Annotated in this window: 15 protein-coding genes; 5 read left to right on the top strand and 10 right to left on the bottom strand. The window is 31.9% G+C overall.

Features of this window, described 5'->3' with window-relative positions; all coding sequences use genetic code 11:
- Window positions 1-12: 12 nt before the first annotated feature.
- The 7 genes from P7122_RS05815 to P7122_RS05785 all read right to left on the bottom strand — a co-directional run bounded on the left by P7122_RS05815 (window position 13) and on the right by P7122_RS05785 (window position 7,235).
- A complete protein-coding gene (locus P7122_RS05815; RefSeq protein ID WP_278004838.1) occupies window positions 13-855 on the bottom strand; it encodes a hypothetical protein in 843 nt (280 codons plus the stop codon).
- Window positions 856-907: 52 nt separating this feature from the next.
- Window positions 908-1,462, bottom strand: coding sequence for a toxin-antitoxin system YwqK family antitoxin (locus P7122_RS05810; protein WP_278004837.1), 555 nt, complete (start codon window positions 1,460-1,462; stop codon window positions 908-910).
- A 129-nt stretch (window positions 1,463-1,591) separates the two neighbouring features.
- Window positions 1,592-3,553: a toxin-antitoxin system YwqK family antitoxin gene (locus P7122_RS05805; protein ID WP_278004836.1), complete on the bottom strand. Its 1,962-nt coding sequence runs from the start codon at window positions 3,551-3,553 to the stop codon at window positions 1,592-1,594.
- 190 nt (window positions 3,554-3,743) lie between these two features.
- Complete coding sequence (gene lpdA / locus P7122_RS05800; protein ID WP_278004835.1) at window positions 3,744-5,144, bottom strand: dihydrolipoyl dehydrogenase; 1,401 nt, start codon at window positions 5,142-5,144, stop codon at window positions 3,744-3,746.
- A gap of 220 nt (window positions 5,145-5,364) precedes the next feature.
- Window positions 5,365-6,135, bottom strand: a complete 771-nt coding sequence (locus P7122_RS05795; protein ID WP_278004834.1) for a LuxR C-terminal-related transcriptional regulator — start codon at window positions 6,133-6,135, stop codon at window positions 5,365-5,367.
- 16 nt (window positions 6,136-6,151) lie between these two features.
- A complete protein-coding gene (locus P7122_RS05790; protein ID WP_278004833.1) occupies window positions 6,152-6,712 on the bottom strand; it encodes a CPBP family intramembrane glutamic endopeptidase in 561 nt (186 codons plus the stop codon).
- 67 nt (window positions 6,713-6,779) lie between these two features.
- Complete coding sequence (locus P7122_RS05785; RefSeq protein WP_278004832.1) at window positions 6,780-7,235, bottom strand: Lrp/AsnC family transcriptional regulator; 456 nt, start codon at window positions 7,233-7,235, stop codon at window positions 6,780-6,782.
- 165 nt (window positions 7,236-7,400) lie between these two features.
- On the opposite strand from P7122_RS05785, the gene P7122_RS05780 reads away from it, so the two are divergent.
- Window positions 7,401-8,615, top strand: a complete 1,215-nt coding sequence (locus tag P7122_RS05780) for an aminotransferase class I/II-fold pyridoxal phosphate-dependent enzyme (protein ID WP_278004831.1) — start codon at window positions 7,401-7,403, stop codon at window positions 8,613-8,615.
- Between the two features lie 43 nt (window positions 8,616-8,658).
- Here P7122_RS05780 and P7122_RS05775 read toward each other — a convergent pair whose 3' ends face one another.
- Together P7122_RS05775 and P7122_RS05770 are read right to left on the bottom strand one after the other, a co-directional pair.
- Complete coding sequence (locus tag P7122_RS05775) at window positions 8,659-9,681, bottom strand: metal-dependent hydrolase (RefSeq protein ID WP_278004830.1); 1,023 nt, start codon at window positions 9,679-9,681, stop codon at window positions 8,659-8,661.
- A gap of 51 nt (window positions 9,682-9,732) precedes the next feature.
- Window positions 9,733-9,981 carry a hypothetical protein gene (locus tag P7122_RS05770; protein ID WP_278004829.1) on the bottom strand — a complete coding sequence of 83 codons (249 nt, stop codon included), beginning with the start codon at window positions 9,979-9,981 and terminating at the stop codon, window positions 9,733-9,735.
- Between the two features lie 363 nt (window positions 9,982-10,344).
- Here P7122_RS05770 and nhaC point away from each other — a divergent pair, with 363 nt between their 5' ends.
- The 4 genes from nhaC to P7122_RS05750 all read left to right on the top strand — a co-directional run bounded on the left by nhaC (window position 10,345) and on the right by P7122_RS05750 (window position 13,266).
- The gene (gene nhaC / locus P7122_RS05765) at window positions 10,345-11,838 is read left to right on the top strand and encodes a Na+/H+ antiporter NhaC (protein WP_278004828.1); all 1,494 of its coding nucleotides are present in this window, start codon (window positions 10,345-10,347) and stop codon (window positions 11,836-11,838) included.
- Between the two features lie 204 nt (window positions 11,839-12,042).
- Window positions 12,043-12,687 carry a peroxiredoxin gene (locus P7122_RS05760; protein ID WP_278004827.1) on the top strand — a complete coding sequence of 215 codons (645 nt, stop codon included), beginning with the start codon at window positions 12,043-12,045 and terminating at the stop codon, window positions 12,685-12,687.
- Window positions 12,688-12,696: 9 nt separating this feature from the next.
- Window positions 12,697-13,005 (top strand): thioredoxin family protein, encoded by a 309-nt coding sequence (locus P7122_RS05755; protein ID WP_278004826.1) that lies wholly within the window; start codon window positions 12,697-12,699, stop codon window positions 13,003-13,005.
- A 3-nt stretch (window positions 13,006-13,008) separates the two neighbouring features.
- On the top strand, window positions 13,009-13,266 hold the full coding sequence (locus P7122_RS05750; protein ID WP_278004825.1) for a DUF6952 family protein: 258 nt from the start codon (window positions 13,009-13,011) through the stop codon (window positions 13,264-13,266).
- Between the two features lie 64 nt (window positions 13,267-13,330).
- Here P7122_RS05750 and P7122_RS05745 read toward each other — a convergent pair whose 3' ends face one another.
- Window positions 13,331-13,801 (bottom strand): ankyrin repeat domain-containing protein, encoded by a 471-nt coding sequence (locus P7122_RS05745; RefSeq protein WP_278004824.1) that lies wholly within the window; start codon window positions 13,799-13,801, stop codon window positions 13,331-13,333.
- Window positions 13,802-13,844: the final 43 nt, after the last annotated feature.

Raw genomic sequence — 13,844 nt, 5'->3', positions numbered from 1 at the left:
TAGCTACATCTCTTACTGCCTAATGCCATTTCTATAGTCACATATTCTTGCACCTCGATTATCATATGCTGTACCATTATACATTTCACCTTCTCTCCATTCTCCAACAAATTTAGTACCACTTACCCAAATATAGGTGCCTTGTCCATGTTCTTCACCATTCTCATAAAATCCTACATACATATCGCATTCAAACTTTCTGTTAGAATTAAAAATCTGCTTATAAACTCCGTATCCGTGTTTTTTACCATCTTTAAATTCTCCTTGGTAAAAAAAGGTAGCTGTAATAAATTCTTTATCACCAGAAAAACCTTTTCCATTTTGAGGTTCTTCAGTTTTATATTCATTTTTCTTTAATATAGATGAGATATAGTAATCTTTGACGTTTTTTAAATTCCTATTAACATCTTTATAATAAAGAATTGCTTCGTTGAAGTAGTCTTTAGCCATATTATAATGCCAAGCTTTATCTACATCTCTAACAAATAAATTACCTAAATATGTATTCGTATCATGTAGTTTGTGTAATACTTTGCGAGCGTTTTCGTACATCTCTAATACTTCATCTAGATATGGTCCTCTATGTAAAGCTGCATTAAAAAAAGCTTGATTCGCACCACCTTCCCATAAATAACTCCTGTATCTATTTATTATTTTTGATAGAGTTTTTCGAAGTTTATTATTTGGTTCATAAATACTATTATTATAAACTATTGCACTTCTTACAGCATCAATTTCATTTTTGAGAGATTGCAACTCTTCATTATTTATATACAAATCATCATACGCTTTTTGGCTGTAAAGATTTGTTGCAAAAGAAAGACCGAGTACTATTGTAAGTATTATTTTTTTCATAATTGAAATTATTTTATAACTTTTTAAAGTTTATTTAAAAGATATTTATTGATTAATCATCGTAGAAGTACTCTCCTGTTTTATCAACTGTTTCTTTTATTGTGCCATCATCGTTGTAATAAACCCAATCTCCTTTACACTTTTTATCTTCCATTTGCCCAACCATCATCAATGCTCCATTTTCATGATACATAATTACTGTTCCATCAAAATAAGGATTCCAGTCATCAAACTGTCCGTCTGTTGCACTTTCTAGTCTAAGTTGGCCATTAGAATAATAGCGTTTGCATTCTTTTAGGTTTCCTTCATCATCGTACAAAAGATATTCTTTTAGTTTTCCGTTTTCAAAATATCTTTTTCTCTCACCAACACAAACCCAATTTTTATAGGTTTCTTCTTGAGATTTTACTCCTGAGTAATGATAATAAACCCATTTTCCGTACTTATGATAACCTTCATCTATTTTACCTTCGGCAATGAGTTTACCAGCATCGTTATAGCCTTTGTGGTCTTTTATTTTTCCTTCGGGTGGTTTTTCATCTTGAGATTGACCAAACACCATTAGATTTATTAATAAAATAACGATTAGTGTTAGTTGTTTTTTCATGATCTCTGATTTTAATTGATAAGTGTTTTATAATAATTACTTTAATATGATAGTTTTACTTCTTAGAAACCACTTAACTGTCTCATCTAAATCATAATAGATTATCAGATTAGTGTCTAATACAAAAAACTATTTATAGTAATACTCATCCAACAAACCATTATAGCTTGTGTCAAGCGGCGTTATTGTTAATTTATAGAATTTACTTTTTATATTCATGAAAAGTAACTCTACTATAAATTTATCGCCTTTTTTATACTCATTAGAGCTGTCATTACTTTGTATAAACGTTAATTCTATCTGTGTATCGTTTAATTGTTTATATGAATATCGATAGGTGTCCTGATCTCCACCTCCATGTACCACTTCCCAAATACCATCAGAAATTTCAATGTTTTTTCCGTAAGATAACGTCGCTGGTGTATAAAAATTCTTTTGTTTTAAGAATGTATTGATGTCTGCTTCCCTTTCTTCACCTTCTAATCTATTTCCATTTTTATCAAACTCTTTAAGCATGCCTATTTTATTTCGGTTTTGAAAATCTGCTTGTGAGTAACTTCCATCTTCATTATAATCATTTATAGTTACAGTTAACCCATCGTAAACTGCTTTTAATATAATTTGTCCATCATCTCCAAAATAATTACAAGAAAGTTTTCCTCCGTCGGTATCATGAATATCATTTATATACTTTTCTCTGAGTTTTATTGATTTTTCGTTATCTGGCCTTACCAAAAAGAAATTAACGGTTTCTTTTGATGCTTTGCTAAAATCTACAACAAGTTCTATAGGGTCTTCTTTAATGGTTCTTATTGGGTTTGCCGCAATACTTTCTGCTACCGAAGCGTTATCTATTGTTTCGTAGTACTTGTCTCTTTCTTCTCGTTCTTGTCTCCAATGATCTAGTATTTCATTTTGCATTTCGGCATGCTCATCAACACCTTGCTCATTATATTCTGTAATATTTACAAGGTTTCCTCTTTCAAAATCTGCTTCAGATTTTTTTATTCCTGTTTCATAATATAACGTTGCATTTCCGTTGAGCTCTCCTTCTTTATAATTTGAATCTACTTTTTTAGTACCAGTTTCGTAATACTCAACATAATTTCCATCATATTTTCCATCTTTATAATAGACTTTAATTTTTGTATCACCTGTTTCAAAATATTCGATAAAGTTGCCATTAAGGATTCCATCTATATAATTTGAGTCTGTTTTTTTTGTGCCAGATATATAATACTCACTATAATGCCCATCTAGCTGATCATTCTCGAATGTACACTCTAATTCTAACTGGCCATTAGAATAATATTTTTTAAATGTCCCTACGTACTTATTTGTTCTTAAATCTAAATAGCCTTCTTTACTTTTGTTACCGTTATCATAATATTCTATATTATGCATAGGTGTGCTTAATATAACCTCATTAACTTGATCTCTGTAGTATTCAAACTGTCTGATTCTAGACTCTGTTCTTTGATTTCGAGCAGCTATTAAGTTATCTGTTCTCCTTTTTGCATATTCGAAAGCATTTTGATATTTGTATACAACATCGTTACAATCATCTTTATAATAATCATAATTATCTACAGCTGAATTTAATTCGCTCAATACACTATTATAAAGATTTACTTGTTTGTTATAATTGTTTTGTTGCTGACTACAATTACCTGTTCTATACACATTGTTTTTGCATAAATTGTAAGAACTTTTTGCAATATTTAACGAGGACTCTATGTAAGTTAGCCTAGTATTTAAATGCTTTACTTCATCTTTATATTCTTTCGTTTTCTTGCATTCGTATACATACTCTGGATTGGTGTAATTGGATTTAAAATTATCTTCTATTTCTTTTAATTGTTCATCAACTCGCTGAATATCTCTTTCGTTTTCTATATCTACATTCTGAAAATCAATTAACAACTGCTCTGCGTTGTTTTCTCTTATCGCTTGCTTTAAAAACTCTACATGGCCAGGCTTAGTGTCGTTAAAAAACTGTTCGGATAATTTATAATAATCTTGACTGAAAATAAGGTTTGTAAAAGACAAGAAAACCAATAACAGTATATTGGTCTTAGATAATTTTTTCATGATTTAGAGGCTTATATATTTTGCAAAGTATAACTTTTGTTTTAATACCAACATACTCAATTTGAGTATTTTCGCACAATAATTTTAATGCTGCGCTATTTATTTAACAAAAAAAGCGAACCTTTTTGGTTCGCTTTTTATATTCTGAAATACTAAAACAAGTTCAGAATAACATAGTTTTTAAAAAAATCTAAACGTGTAACGCTCTATCGTCTGTTGCTGCTAATGCAGCTTCTTTAACAGCTTCTGCAAAGGTTGGATGTGCGTGAGAATATCTAGATATATCTTCTGCAGATGCTCTAAACTCCATTGCTGTTACTGCTTCTGCTATTAAATCTGCGCAACGTGCACCAATCATGTGTACACCTAAAACTTCGTCTGTAGTTTTGTCTGCTAATATTTTTACAAAGCCATCAATATCTCCACTTGCTCTAGCTCTTCCTAAAGCTCTAAATGGAAACTGACCTACTTTATATTCAGTACCAGCTTCTTTAAGCTCTTCTTCTGTTTTACCTACTGCTGCAACTTCTGGCCAAGTATAAACTACACCTGGAATTAGATTATAGTCTATATGTGGTTTTTGACCTGCTAAAGTTTCTGCTACAAAAACACCTTCTTCTTCAGCCTTGTGTGCTAACATTGCTCCTTTAACAACATCACCTATTGCATAGATGTTAGACACATTGGTTTGTAAATGTTCGTTAACTTCTACTTGTCCTCTGTCGTTAAGTTTTACACCAGCAGCTTCTGCGTTTAATCCATCTGTGTATGGACGACGACCAACTGATACTAAACAGTAATCTCCTTTAAACTCTACTACTTCGCCTTTTTTGTTTTCGGCCTTAACTACAACTTCATCTCCATTACGTTCTACAGATTGAACTTTATGAGATACCATCATGCTGCATTTTGCTTTTTTAAAGACTTTATTAAGCTCTTTAGACAAACCTGCATCCATGGTAGGCAAAATTCTGTCCATATACTCTATAACAGTAACCTCAGCACCAAGACGACGGTATACTTGCCCTAGCTCTAGACCAATTACTCCACCTCCAATAATCATTAAATGCTTTGGTACTTCTTTTAATTTTAAAGCTTCTGTAGAAGTTATAATTCGTTCTTTATCTATAGAAATGAAAGGCAAATTAGATGGCTTAGAACCTGTTGCTATAATTGTGTTTTTAGCTTCTATCTCGCCTGCGTCTTTTCCTTCAATAGTTATATGAGTAGCATCTTTAAAAGCCCCTAAACCTTCATAAACATCAATATTATTTTTCTTCATTAAGAAATCTATGCCTCCTGTTGTTTGGTCAACAACAGCTTGCTTACGCGCTATCATCTTTTCAAGATTTACTTTAATTTCTCCTGGTATTTCTATACCGTGTTCTTCAAAGTGTTTTGTAGCTTCTTCGTAATGATGCGAAGAACTTAATAAGGCTTTACTTGGAATACATCCTACATTAAGACATGTACCTCCTAGTGTAGAATATTTTTCAATAATTGCAGTTTTCATGCCTAATTGTGCACAACGTATTGCTGCTACATATCCACCAGGACCAGAACCTATTACTGCTACATCGTATGATTTCATAAGTGTTTTTTTGATGTTAATTTTATCTTACACAAAAATACAATATTGATTATGATTAACGAAAAGTGAAGTACAAATTTTAATGATGTTGTAAATAATAAAAAAGCCCATAGTTAACAGATCAAAATCTAATTAAAATGGACTCTTTATTCCCTAAAAGTTAATAGCATTCAAAATTGAAGAATTATTAACTTACTTACAATACTCAAATTGAGTAAATTTATAACCAATGAGGATTTAGTTTTAAAATTCCTACCAACTCACCTGTTGAAGATATTTCTAATTTCTTTAAAATATTGCGTCTGTGCGTGTCTACTGTGTGCGAACTGATGTTTAGCTTTTCTGAAATTTCCTTACTCGATTTATCCAAAATTAAAAGACGTATAATATCTCGTTCTCGGTTGGTAACTCCATCGTGCAATAGCTTTTGAGAGAAACTATTAAAGTAAACGGTTTCATACTCTTGGTTAGCATTTAATAATTTAGCAGAAGCTGTAATGTCTAACTTAATATCTGGATGCAAAACAGTATAATGTGCTAGCCCAATAATTGGTTTGTTATCAGAATCAAAAATTAATGGCGTGGTATTTTGTACCATATTAACGTATGTACCTTGCGCATTTTTAAACCTAAAATTCCATGTATAGCTGGCATCTTGCCGCTTTTCTCTTGGAATTTCTCCTAGTGTAAATTCCATTAACTCGTTTAAGGCTCTTAACCAAGATTCTACATCATCTGGATGAATTCTACTCCAAAAATAACGCATTCCTTTTTCCTTTAGTTCGCTAGAATCTAAACCTAAGGATGCATTATAGTTTTTGCTGATATATTCAAAAGTTAAATCCTGAGTATTGGTAATGCAAAAAAAGGTTGAACTGTAAGGCAGAAACTGGTCCATCTCTATAATTTTTTCAATGTGCTTTTGTAAAGATGGCTTGTCGTAAGACTCAAAGATAAATCGATATGTTTCTTTTATTTTTGAATAATTCATAAACTACTAATTCATTTTATTTGGGGAATCCTAACATCTCTCCCATACCTACGGTAAATAACCAGCAACCATAAATGGCATGTTCTATAGATACTAAAAGTGTAGATTTTGTTTTTTTAAATGTTAGTGCAAATAAAACACCTCCTATAAACGTAAAAATCATAACCAAAGTATTCTTAAAAAAGATATGTGCTAATGAAAATAACGCTGCATTTACCATAATAAACAATGCATTATTTCTAAATAAGGACTCGTATCGTTGAAAGAAAAATGTTCTGTAAATCAATTCTTGTGGATATACAGAAAAAACAGAATAGACAAATAAAATTGTTGCCCACAACAACGGTTTAGACTGTATAACAATAAATAGATTGCTATAATCTACAACATACATATACGCAATAGTTATAAAAGCTATCGCCAGAAACTTAACAGCTGTCCGTTGCCAAAATTGTGTCCAGTTAATATGCTGCCTAATTTTAAACTTATTATTTTCAACCTTAAGAAGTACATAGATTATATAAATAAAGCCTAGTAAACCAATACTCAACTTCATCCATAATTGAAAATTAAGCACAAAACTTATCGGAACTATTATGAACACGATAAAAAATTCAATAAGTCTATACCTTATGCTTTGCATATTATAATGTTATTGCTGTAGTATGCTTTACTTCACTAATCATAAACATACTGTGCGTACTACCTATATGATTTATATTCGTAAGCTTCTTAACCATAAATTCTCTAAACGCTTCCATATCCTCAACCAGTACTTTTAACAAGTAATCGTAGTCTCCACTAATATGATAACATTCTAGTACTTCGTCTAATTTACGAACTTCTCTTTCAAATTTCATAACATAATCTTGAGAATGCTGTACTAATTTCACATGGCAAAAAGCAACAAAGGCTTTATCTACCTTTTTTTTATCTATAAGCGCTACATACTTACTTATAATTCCATTCTTTTCTAACTTCCTAATACGCTCATAAACAGCAGTAACCGACAAACCTAATGCATGCGAAAGCGCTTTATTGGTTTGCTTACTATCATTTTGAAGAAGTTTTAGCAAATCTTTATCTATATCGTCTAACATGAGCTTAATATTTTTCGGAATCTATTAACGTTTGAATAAAAATAAAGATTTTTCTTCTAAGAAAGCAACTAAAAACAATATAATTTTCTACTTAAAATCAATTGTATTGATTTTTATTCTATCAATATCCAAATTTGCATAAATCAACTCTAAACATTTCAAAAAATGAAATTTAAACCTGCAAATAATATACAAGATTTACAATACTTTGGAGAATTTGGTGGTGTAAATCCATCAATTTCCGACTCTTCAACATACACTTTTTTATCAGCAAAGACTATGTTTGATACATTTGAAGGCAATGCTGATGGCTGTTACTTATACTCTCGTCATTCATCTCCTTCAAACTTATATCTGGGCGAAGCACTTGCTGCAATGGAAGGCACAGAAACTGCAACAGTTACAGCCTCTGGAATGGGAGCTATAACGCCTGTTCTTATGCAATTGTGTGAAGCAGGTGAGCATATTGTTAGTAGCAGAACGATCTATGGAGGTACTTATGCCTTCTTAAAAAACTTTGCTCCGAGACTAGGTATTGATACTTCGTTTGTAGATATTACCAAATTAGATGTTGTAGAAGCTGCAATTACACCAAAAACAAAAGTACTTTACTGCGAATCGGTAAGTAATCCATTGCTAGAAGTTGCCGATATTAAGGGTTTAGCAGAATTAGCACAAAAACACAACTTAAAACTGGTTGTTGACAATACATTCTCACCACTATCAATATCTCCTGTAAATTTAGGCGCTGATATTGTTATTCATAGTTTAACAAAATTTATTAATGGGTCTTCAGATACTGTTGGTGGAGTTGTTTGCGGTACTCAAGAGTTTATAGATCAGTTAAGAAATGTAAACGATGGAGCTGCTATGTTATTAGGCTCTACAATGGATAGTTTGCGTTCTGCCTCTGTATTAAAAAACTTAAGAACACTTCATATTAGAATGCAGCAGCACAGCCATAACGCGAGTTATCTTGCTGAAAAATTTGAAAACGATGGACTTAAAACCGTTTATCCTGGTTTAGCATCTCATCCTTCTCATGAATTATTTAAATCTATGATGAATGATAAATATGGTTTTGGCGGAATGCTAACTATTGATGTAGGCTCACTAGACAAAGCAAATGCGTTAATGGAATTAATGCAAGAACGAAACTTAGGCTATCTTGCTGTTAGCTTAGGATTCTACAAAACATTATTTAGTGCTCCTGGAAGCTCTACGTCATCAGAAATACCTGAAGACGAACAAATAGAAATGGGATTAAGCGATGGACTTATTCGTTTTTCAATTGGTCTAGATGCAGATATTGAACGCACCTACAATATGATGAAAGTTTGCATGATAGAATTAAATATTCTTAAACCAGAATTGGTTTAAAACTCATAAAATAAACAAAGCCTGATGACATCAGGCTTTGTTTTTATTTTCCTTTCAACCTTATCCAAAGCTGACTCATTACTTTACCAGCATCATCTATATTAGACTCAAAAGGAATCATATTTAAACGGTTATGATCTTTATATAGTTTGAGGTTAAAAATAGCTTTATACCCTTCTTCTGTTTGCACCATAGGATACCTTAAATCTTTATACAAAAACTCATCATTAGCCATGGGCTCTACATTATAATAACCATTACTAAACCAAGCTAAATCGCTAATGTCTTGATATTCCTCTGGAGTTAGAGCTCTGTTTTTAGGAATTTCCTTCCAGTCCAAAACTCGTCTTTGTTGGTCTAATAACGAATAAAAACCTACATAATAATTGCGCGTAGTCTCAGCAATACCATACCACAAAACATTATTTAAAATCACAGGCTGAGTACTATATCTTGTAACGCTGATATTAGACTCTTTTAGTGAGTTCTTAAACACATTATCTATATATAATTTATTGAAAATTGTGAATACCATATAAACAGAACTTACTCCTATTCCCATTTTTAACCAAAATCTTCGTTTTTCATTATTTCGATTATGAAACATTACAATAATGATACTGATTAAAAAAGGAACTGTATAAAAAGGGTCTGCTACAGATATATTATTAAACGCAACTCTATAATTAAAGAAAGGCGCAAACAACTGTGTGCCGTACGGTGTAAAACAATCTAATATAGGATGTGTTAACAAAGACCAAAAGAATAGCTTCTGCCAATCTACACGTGTTGTTGTATTGATTCTTTTTTTGGTATTGTATAATTTGTAAGCTAGCCAACCGAAAAGAAAAGCTCCTAAAATTGAAAAAAGAATAGAGTGCATAAAACCTCTATGAAAGAGCATTGCATCAATTTCATTCTTAAAAAGAATTGCTCCTGCAAAAACATCTAAATCCGGAATTGTTCCGCCAATAGCGCCAAAAAGCAAAGCTTTATTACCTATTTTTCTACCTAGAACAGCTTCTCCGCAAGCCGCACCTAAAACTATCTGTGTTAATGAATCCATAATCTAAAAAGCAAAAGTACGATTAATGGATTCTTGTAGATTAAAAATCTTTTAATGAGGTGTAAATTGTTGTTTTCTATTTTTGTTTAGTGTACTTGTATTTTTAATAATCTGGCGCTCTATTCCTTCTTTAAGATTACATATCTCTTCTAACCGTTTGGGATTTTTAACCATATGATCATTAGCCAACAAAAGAGAAATATAATTTAGAGTTCTCAAATTCCTCTTTAACTGTTTTCTTTGTTTCTCCATTTCATTTTGAGTTTCTAACTCTTGTGATGTAGCCTTTTTTTCTCTCATCTTATTATTGTTGAACAAACAGCACAATGAAAAATTTAATCTAGGTCTTAATATATCCAGTCCATTTTCAGAAGAATTGGCATTAGAAACAACTAAGTTTTCGCTTTTTATTGAGCAGTAAACAATCAACAAAAGCACAGATACTATTAAAATTACGGAATAAATAATAAGAGACATAACACATATAACATTAGGTTCGTATACTTATAAGATACACACTACCACACCTTTAGTCACATGTTTTCGACGAAATACATGTTTTTTGTTCTAAAATGAATGATATCTTAGATAAACTGCAACTGCTCTGATTTCTTTGAAATAAGTAATGAAAGTTGTAACATTACGGAGATAAAAATAGAATTTATGGAGAGCCAAAACATAAAACCAAAACAACCACAAGATGAATTTATTATTGAAAACAAAGAGCTAAATATTTGGGAAGCCCTAATACCTGTAATAGCTCTAGTTGGTATGTTAGCGTTTAATGTTTTTGTGTACGGAGATAATGCTCTAAGCGGAAGCAATCAATTTATTCTGTTACTAGGTGCTTCAGTAGCTGCAATTGTAGGCTTTTTTAATAAAGTTTCTTTTGACAAAATGGTTGAAGAAATTGCAGAAAACATAAGGTCTACTGCAGGTGCAATTTTAATTCTTTTAATGGTAGGCGCACTAGCTGGCACTTGGTTAATAAGTGGTATTATACCTGCTATGATTTATTACGGCCTACAAATACTAAACCCAACTATATTTTTAGCTGCTTGCGTTATTATTTGTGCTATAATATCTGTTGCCACAGGAAGTTCATGGACAACTTCTGCCACTGTTGGTATTGCTTTAGTAGGCATAGGAGAAGCATTAGGAATTCCTATGGGAATGACTGCTGGTGCAGTGCTTTCTGGCGCTTATTTTGGCGATAAGATGTCGCCTTTAAGTGATACTACAAACTTAGCTCCTGCAATGGCTGGTGGAGAATTATTTTCTCACATTAAATATATGACCTACACTACAGTACCAACTATTGTTATAACACTTATTGTATTTATAATATTAGGGTTTACGCAAAACACTGAAGGTGCTGCAGAGACCTCTACTCTAATTAATGATATCGATAAAACTTTCAATATATCGGGATGGTTATTCTTGGTTCCTGTTTTTGTTATCTTTTTAATAGTAAGAAAAACATCTCCATTAATAGCATTACTTGTCGGTACAATTTTAGGAGGAATCTTTGCTTTAATTTTTCAACCACAAATTGTTGCTCAAATAGCTGGTGTTGAGTCATTAACTATTAAGTCTGCATACAAGGGAGTTATGGATGCTATTACTGTAAGCACAAGTATTGAAACAGATAATGAAACTTTAAAAAGCCTCTTCTCTGCCTCTGGAAAAGGTATGAGCGGAATGCTTGGCACTATTTGGTTAATTCTATGTGCTATGACGTTTGGTGGTGTTATGGATGCCATTGGTGCGCTTTCTAAAATTAGCAAAGCACTTTTAAGCATGGCAACGTCTGTTTTTGGTCTTTTTGCAAGTACAGTAGCAAGTTGCTTAGCATTAAACGTTACAGCCTCTGACCAATACTTAGCACTTGTGGTACCAGGCAAGATGTTCAAAAAAGCATACCAAGACAAAGGTCTTGCGCCAGAAAACCTTAGTAGAACTCTAGAAGATTCTGGTACTGTAACTTCTGTTTTAATCCCATGGAATACCTGTGGTGCTTATCAAAGTGGTGTTTTAGGAGTTAGTGTTGGCGAGTATTTCTTTTATGCTATTTTTAACTGGCTTAGTCCTTTTACCACGTTACTTTTTGCTGCTTTCAAAATAAAGATTAAATATTTATTAGCATCTGAAAAATAATTTTTCAAACAAAAACACCAAAAACTAACAACTTCTCATAATCGCCTACTATATTTTGCCATTATACTAAATATAGATGTGTTTTTTTGAAGCCATATATTCACGCTATAATTCTATTGATTTATAATAAATAATTGCTATAAAAACATACTTAGCTATTGGGTACTTTTGTGCTAAATCATTAATAAATTAAAAAAATATACAATGGCATTTGTAGGAAAACAATTCCCAGATTTAAACGTAAACGCAATGAACGAAATGGGCGACACTTTTAAGCTTAACGTTCTTGAAGAAGCAAAAAACAACAACAAAAAAGTAGTATTATTCTGGTACCCAAAAGATTTCACTTTTGTTTGCCCAACAGAATTACATGCTTTTCAAGCTGCTTTAGGTGAGTTTGAAAAACGTAATACAATTGTTATTGGTGCATCTTGTGATACTGCAGAAGTTCACTTTGCATGGTTAAGTACTGCTAAAGATAATGGTGGAATTGAAGGTGTTACTTACCCACTTTTAGCAGACTCTAACAGAAACTTAGCTTCTACTCTTGGTATTTTAGACATCTCTAACGAAACTTACAACGAAGAAACTGGAGTTGTAACTGTAGATGGAGACAACGTAACTTATAGAGCTACTTACATTATTGATGAAGAAGGTATCGTACAGCACGAAAGCATCAACAATATGCCACTTGGTAGAAATGTAAATGAGTATTTAAGAATCGTAGACGCTTTAACTCACGTACAAGAAAAAGGAGAAGTTTGTCCTGCAAACTGGGAAGAAGGAAAAGAAGCTATGCAAGCTAATGCTCAAGGTACAAAAGAGTATTTAAAAGCACACTTAAACTAATTATTGGTTATGATTCAAGAATTAGATCAAGACAATTTACAAAGTTTAGTTTCCGAAAACGATACTGTTGTTGTACAATACTCAGCAACATGGTGCGGAAACTGTCGTATAATGAAGCCAAAGTTCAAGAAATTAGCAACTGAAAACGAAAACGTAAAATTTGTTATCGCTGATGCTGAAAAATTTCCTGAAAGTAGAAAATTAGCAACTGTAGATAATTTACCTACGTTTGCTACTTTTAAAAATGGTGAGTTCAAAAATCAAGTACAAACAAACAAGTTTGATGTTCTTAAAGAGCTTGTTTCTGAAGTAATTTAAAACATGAAATTACCTGTAATAAAGCAATTAACCCAGTTTATCGAAGAAAACGATGAAGACTACGTAATTGAAACTATTGAAACCCTAGAAAACCTAACTGAAGTACCATCCTTAAAAGATGAAGAGTTAGATGTTATAGGTGAATTAATTTCTAATATGTATGGTGCAATTGAAGTACATAAAATGGTAAAAGATGGCACACCAAAAAAGGAAGCTTTAAATACATTTATGTCTCGCGTTCTCGGATCTATTGATAAATAATAGTAGTAATTGAAAAAGAAGAAAGAAAACCACTTCAATAATTTGAAGTGGTTTTTTTATGCTCTTAACTTAACATTTGCGAAATAGCCTCTAAGCCTTTTTCATTAGCATAATCTAAAGCTGTTTTACCTTCGTTATCAGTAATAGAGCTATTAGAATTGTGTTGTAGTAAAATCTCAACAATATCTTTCTGGTTGTATTGCGTTGCAAAAATTAAAGCAGTAGTACCATTGTTATTTTTTAAGTCAACATCTGCATTATGCTCTAATAACAACTCTACTAATGGTTTATTACCTTTAAAGCTTACTCCAATTAAGGCTGTATTACCAGACGCATCTTTAGCGTTAATGTCTGCTCCATGCTCTATTAGTTGTTTTGCTATGTCTTCCTTCCCAAAGTATGTAGCAAAAATCAATGGAGTAAAGCCTCTTGCATCTTTAATATTTGCCAAATCTGGATTTCTTTTTAATTGAAGGCCTAAATTTTCGGCATTACCAGTTTGTATTGTTCTAAAAAAAAGTTCATTTTCGTTCATTCTATATTTCATTAAAAAAAGGAACGTGTAAAAATTTACACAT

It is taken from the genome of Winogradskyella marincola (genome assembly GCF_029624125.1).
In the GTDB taxonomy this organism is placed as follows: Bacteria; Bacteroidota; Bacteroidia; order Flavobacteriales; family Flavobacteriaceae; genus Winogradskyella; species Winogradskyella marincola.
The sequence above is the reverse complement of the archived record's forward strand: the minus strand, read 5'-3'. Positions and strand labels throughout refer to the sequence as shown.

What these genes read in the sequence shown, in the direction of transcription:
- P7122_RS05795 (WP_278004834.1), bottom strand. Translation starts at nt 6,135, where the DNA reads ATGAATTATTCAAAAATAAAAGAAACATATCGATTTATCTTTGAGTCT.
- P7122_RS05780 (WP_278004831.1), top strand. Translation starts at nt 7,401, where the DNA reads ATGAAATTTAAACCTGCAAATAATATACAAGATTTACAATACTTTGGA.
- P7122_RS05805 (WP_278004836.1), bottom strand. Translation starts at nt 3,553, where the DNA reads ATGAAAAAATTATCTAAGACCAATATACTGTTATTGGTTTTCTTGTCT.
- P7122_RS05785 (WP_278004832.1), bottom strand. Translation starts at nt 7,235, where the DNA reads ATGTTAGACGATATAGATAAAGATTTGCTAAAACTTCTTCAAAATGAT.
- P7122_RS05815 (WP_278004838.1), bottom strand. Translation starts at nt 855, where the DNA reads ATGAAAAAAATAATACTTACAATAGTACTCGGTCTTTCTTTTGCAACA.
- P7122_RS05810 (WP_278004837.1), bottom strand. Translation starts at nt 1,462, where the DNA reads ATGAAAAAACAACTAACACTAATCGTTATTTTATTAATAAATCTAATG.
- P7122_RS05760 (WP_278004827.1), top strand. Translation starts at nt 12,043, where the DNA reads ATGGCATTTGTAGGAAAACAATTCCCAGATTTAAACGTAAACGCAATG.
- P7122_RS05775 (WP_278004830.1), bottom strand. Translation starts at nt 9,681, where the DNA reads ATGGATTCATTAACACAGATAGTTTTAGGTGCGGCTTGCGGAGAAGCT.
- P7122_RS05750 (WP_278004825.1), top strand. Translation starts at nt 13,009, where the DNA reads ATGAAATTACCTGTAATAAAGCAATTAACCCAGTTTATCGAAGAAAAC.
- lpdA (WP_278004835.1), bottom strand. Translation starts at nt 5,144, where the DNA reads ATGAAATCATACGATGTAGCAGTAATAGGTTCTGGTCCTGGTGGATAT.
- P7122_RS05745 (WP_278004824.1), bottom strand. Translation starts at nt 13,801, where the DNA reads ATGAACGAAAATGAACTTTTTTTTAGAACAATACAAACTGGTAATGCC.
- P7122_RS05770 (WP_278004829.1), bottom strand. Translation starts at nt 9,981, where the DNA reads ATGAGAGAAAAAAAGGCTACATCACAAGAGTTAGAAACTCAAAATGAA.
- P7122_RS05755 (WP_278004826.1), top strand. Translation starts at nt 12,697, where the DNA reads ATGATTCAAGAATTAGATCAAGACAATTTACAAAGTTTAGTTTCCGAA.
- nhaC (WP_278004828.1), top strand. Translation starts at nt 10,345, where the DNA reads ATGGAGAGCCAAAACATAAAACCAAAACAACCACAAGATGAATTTATT.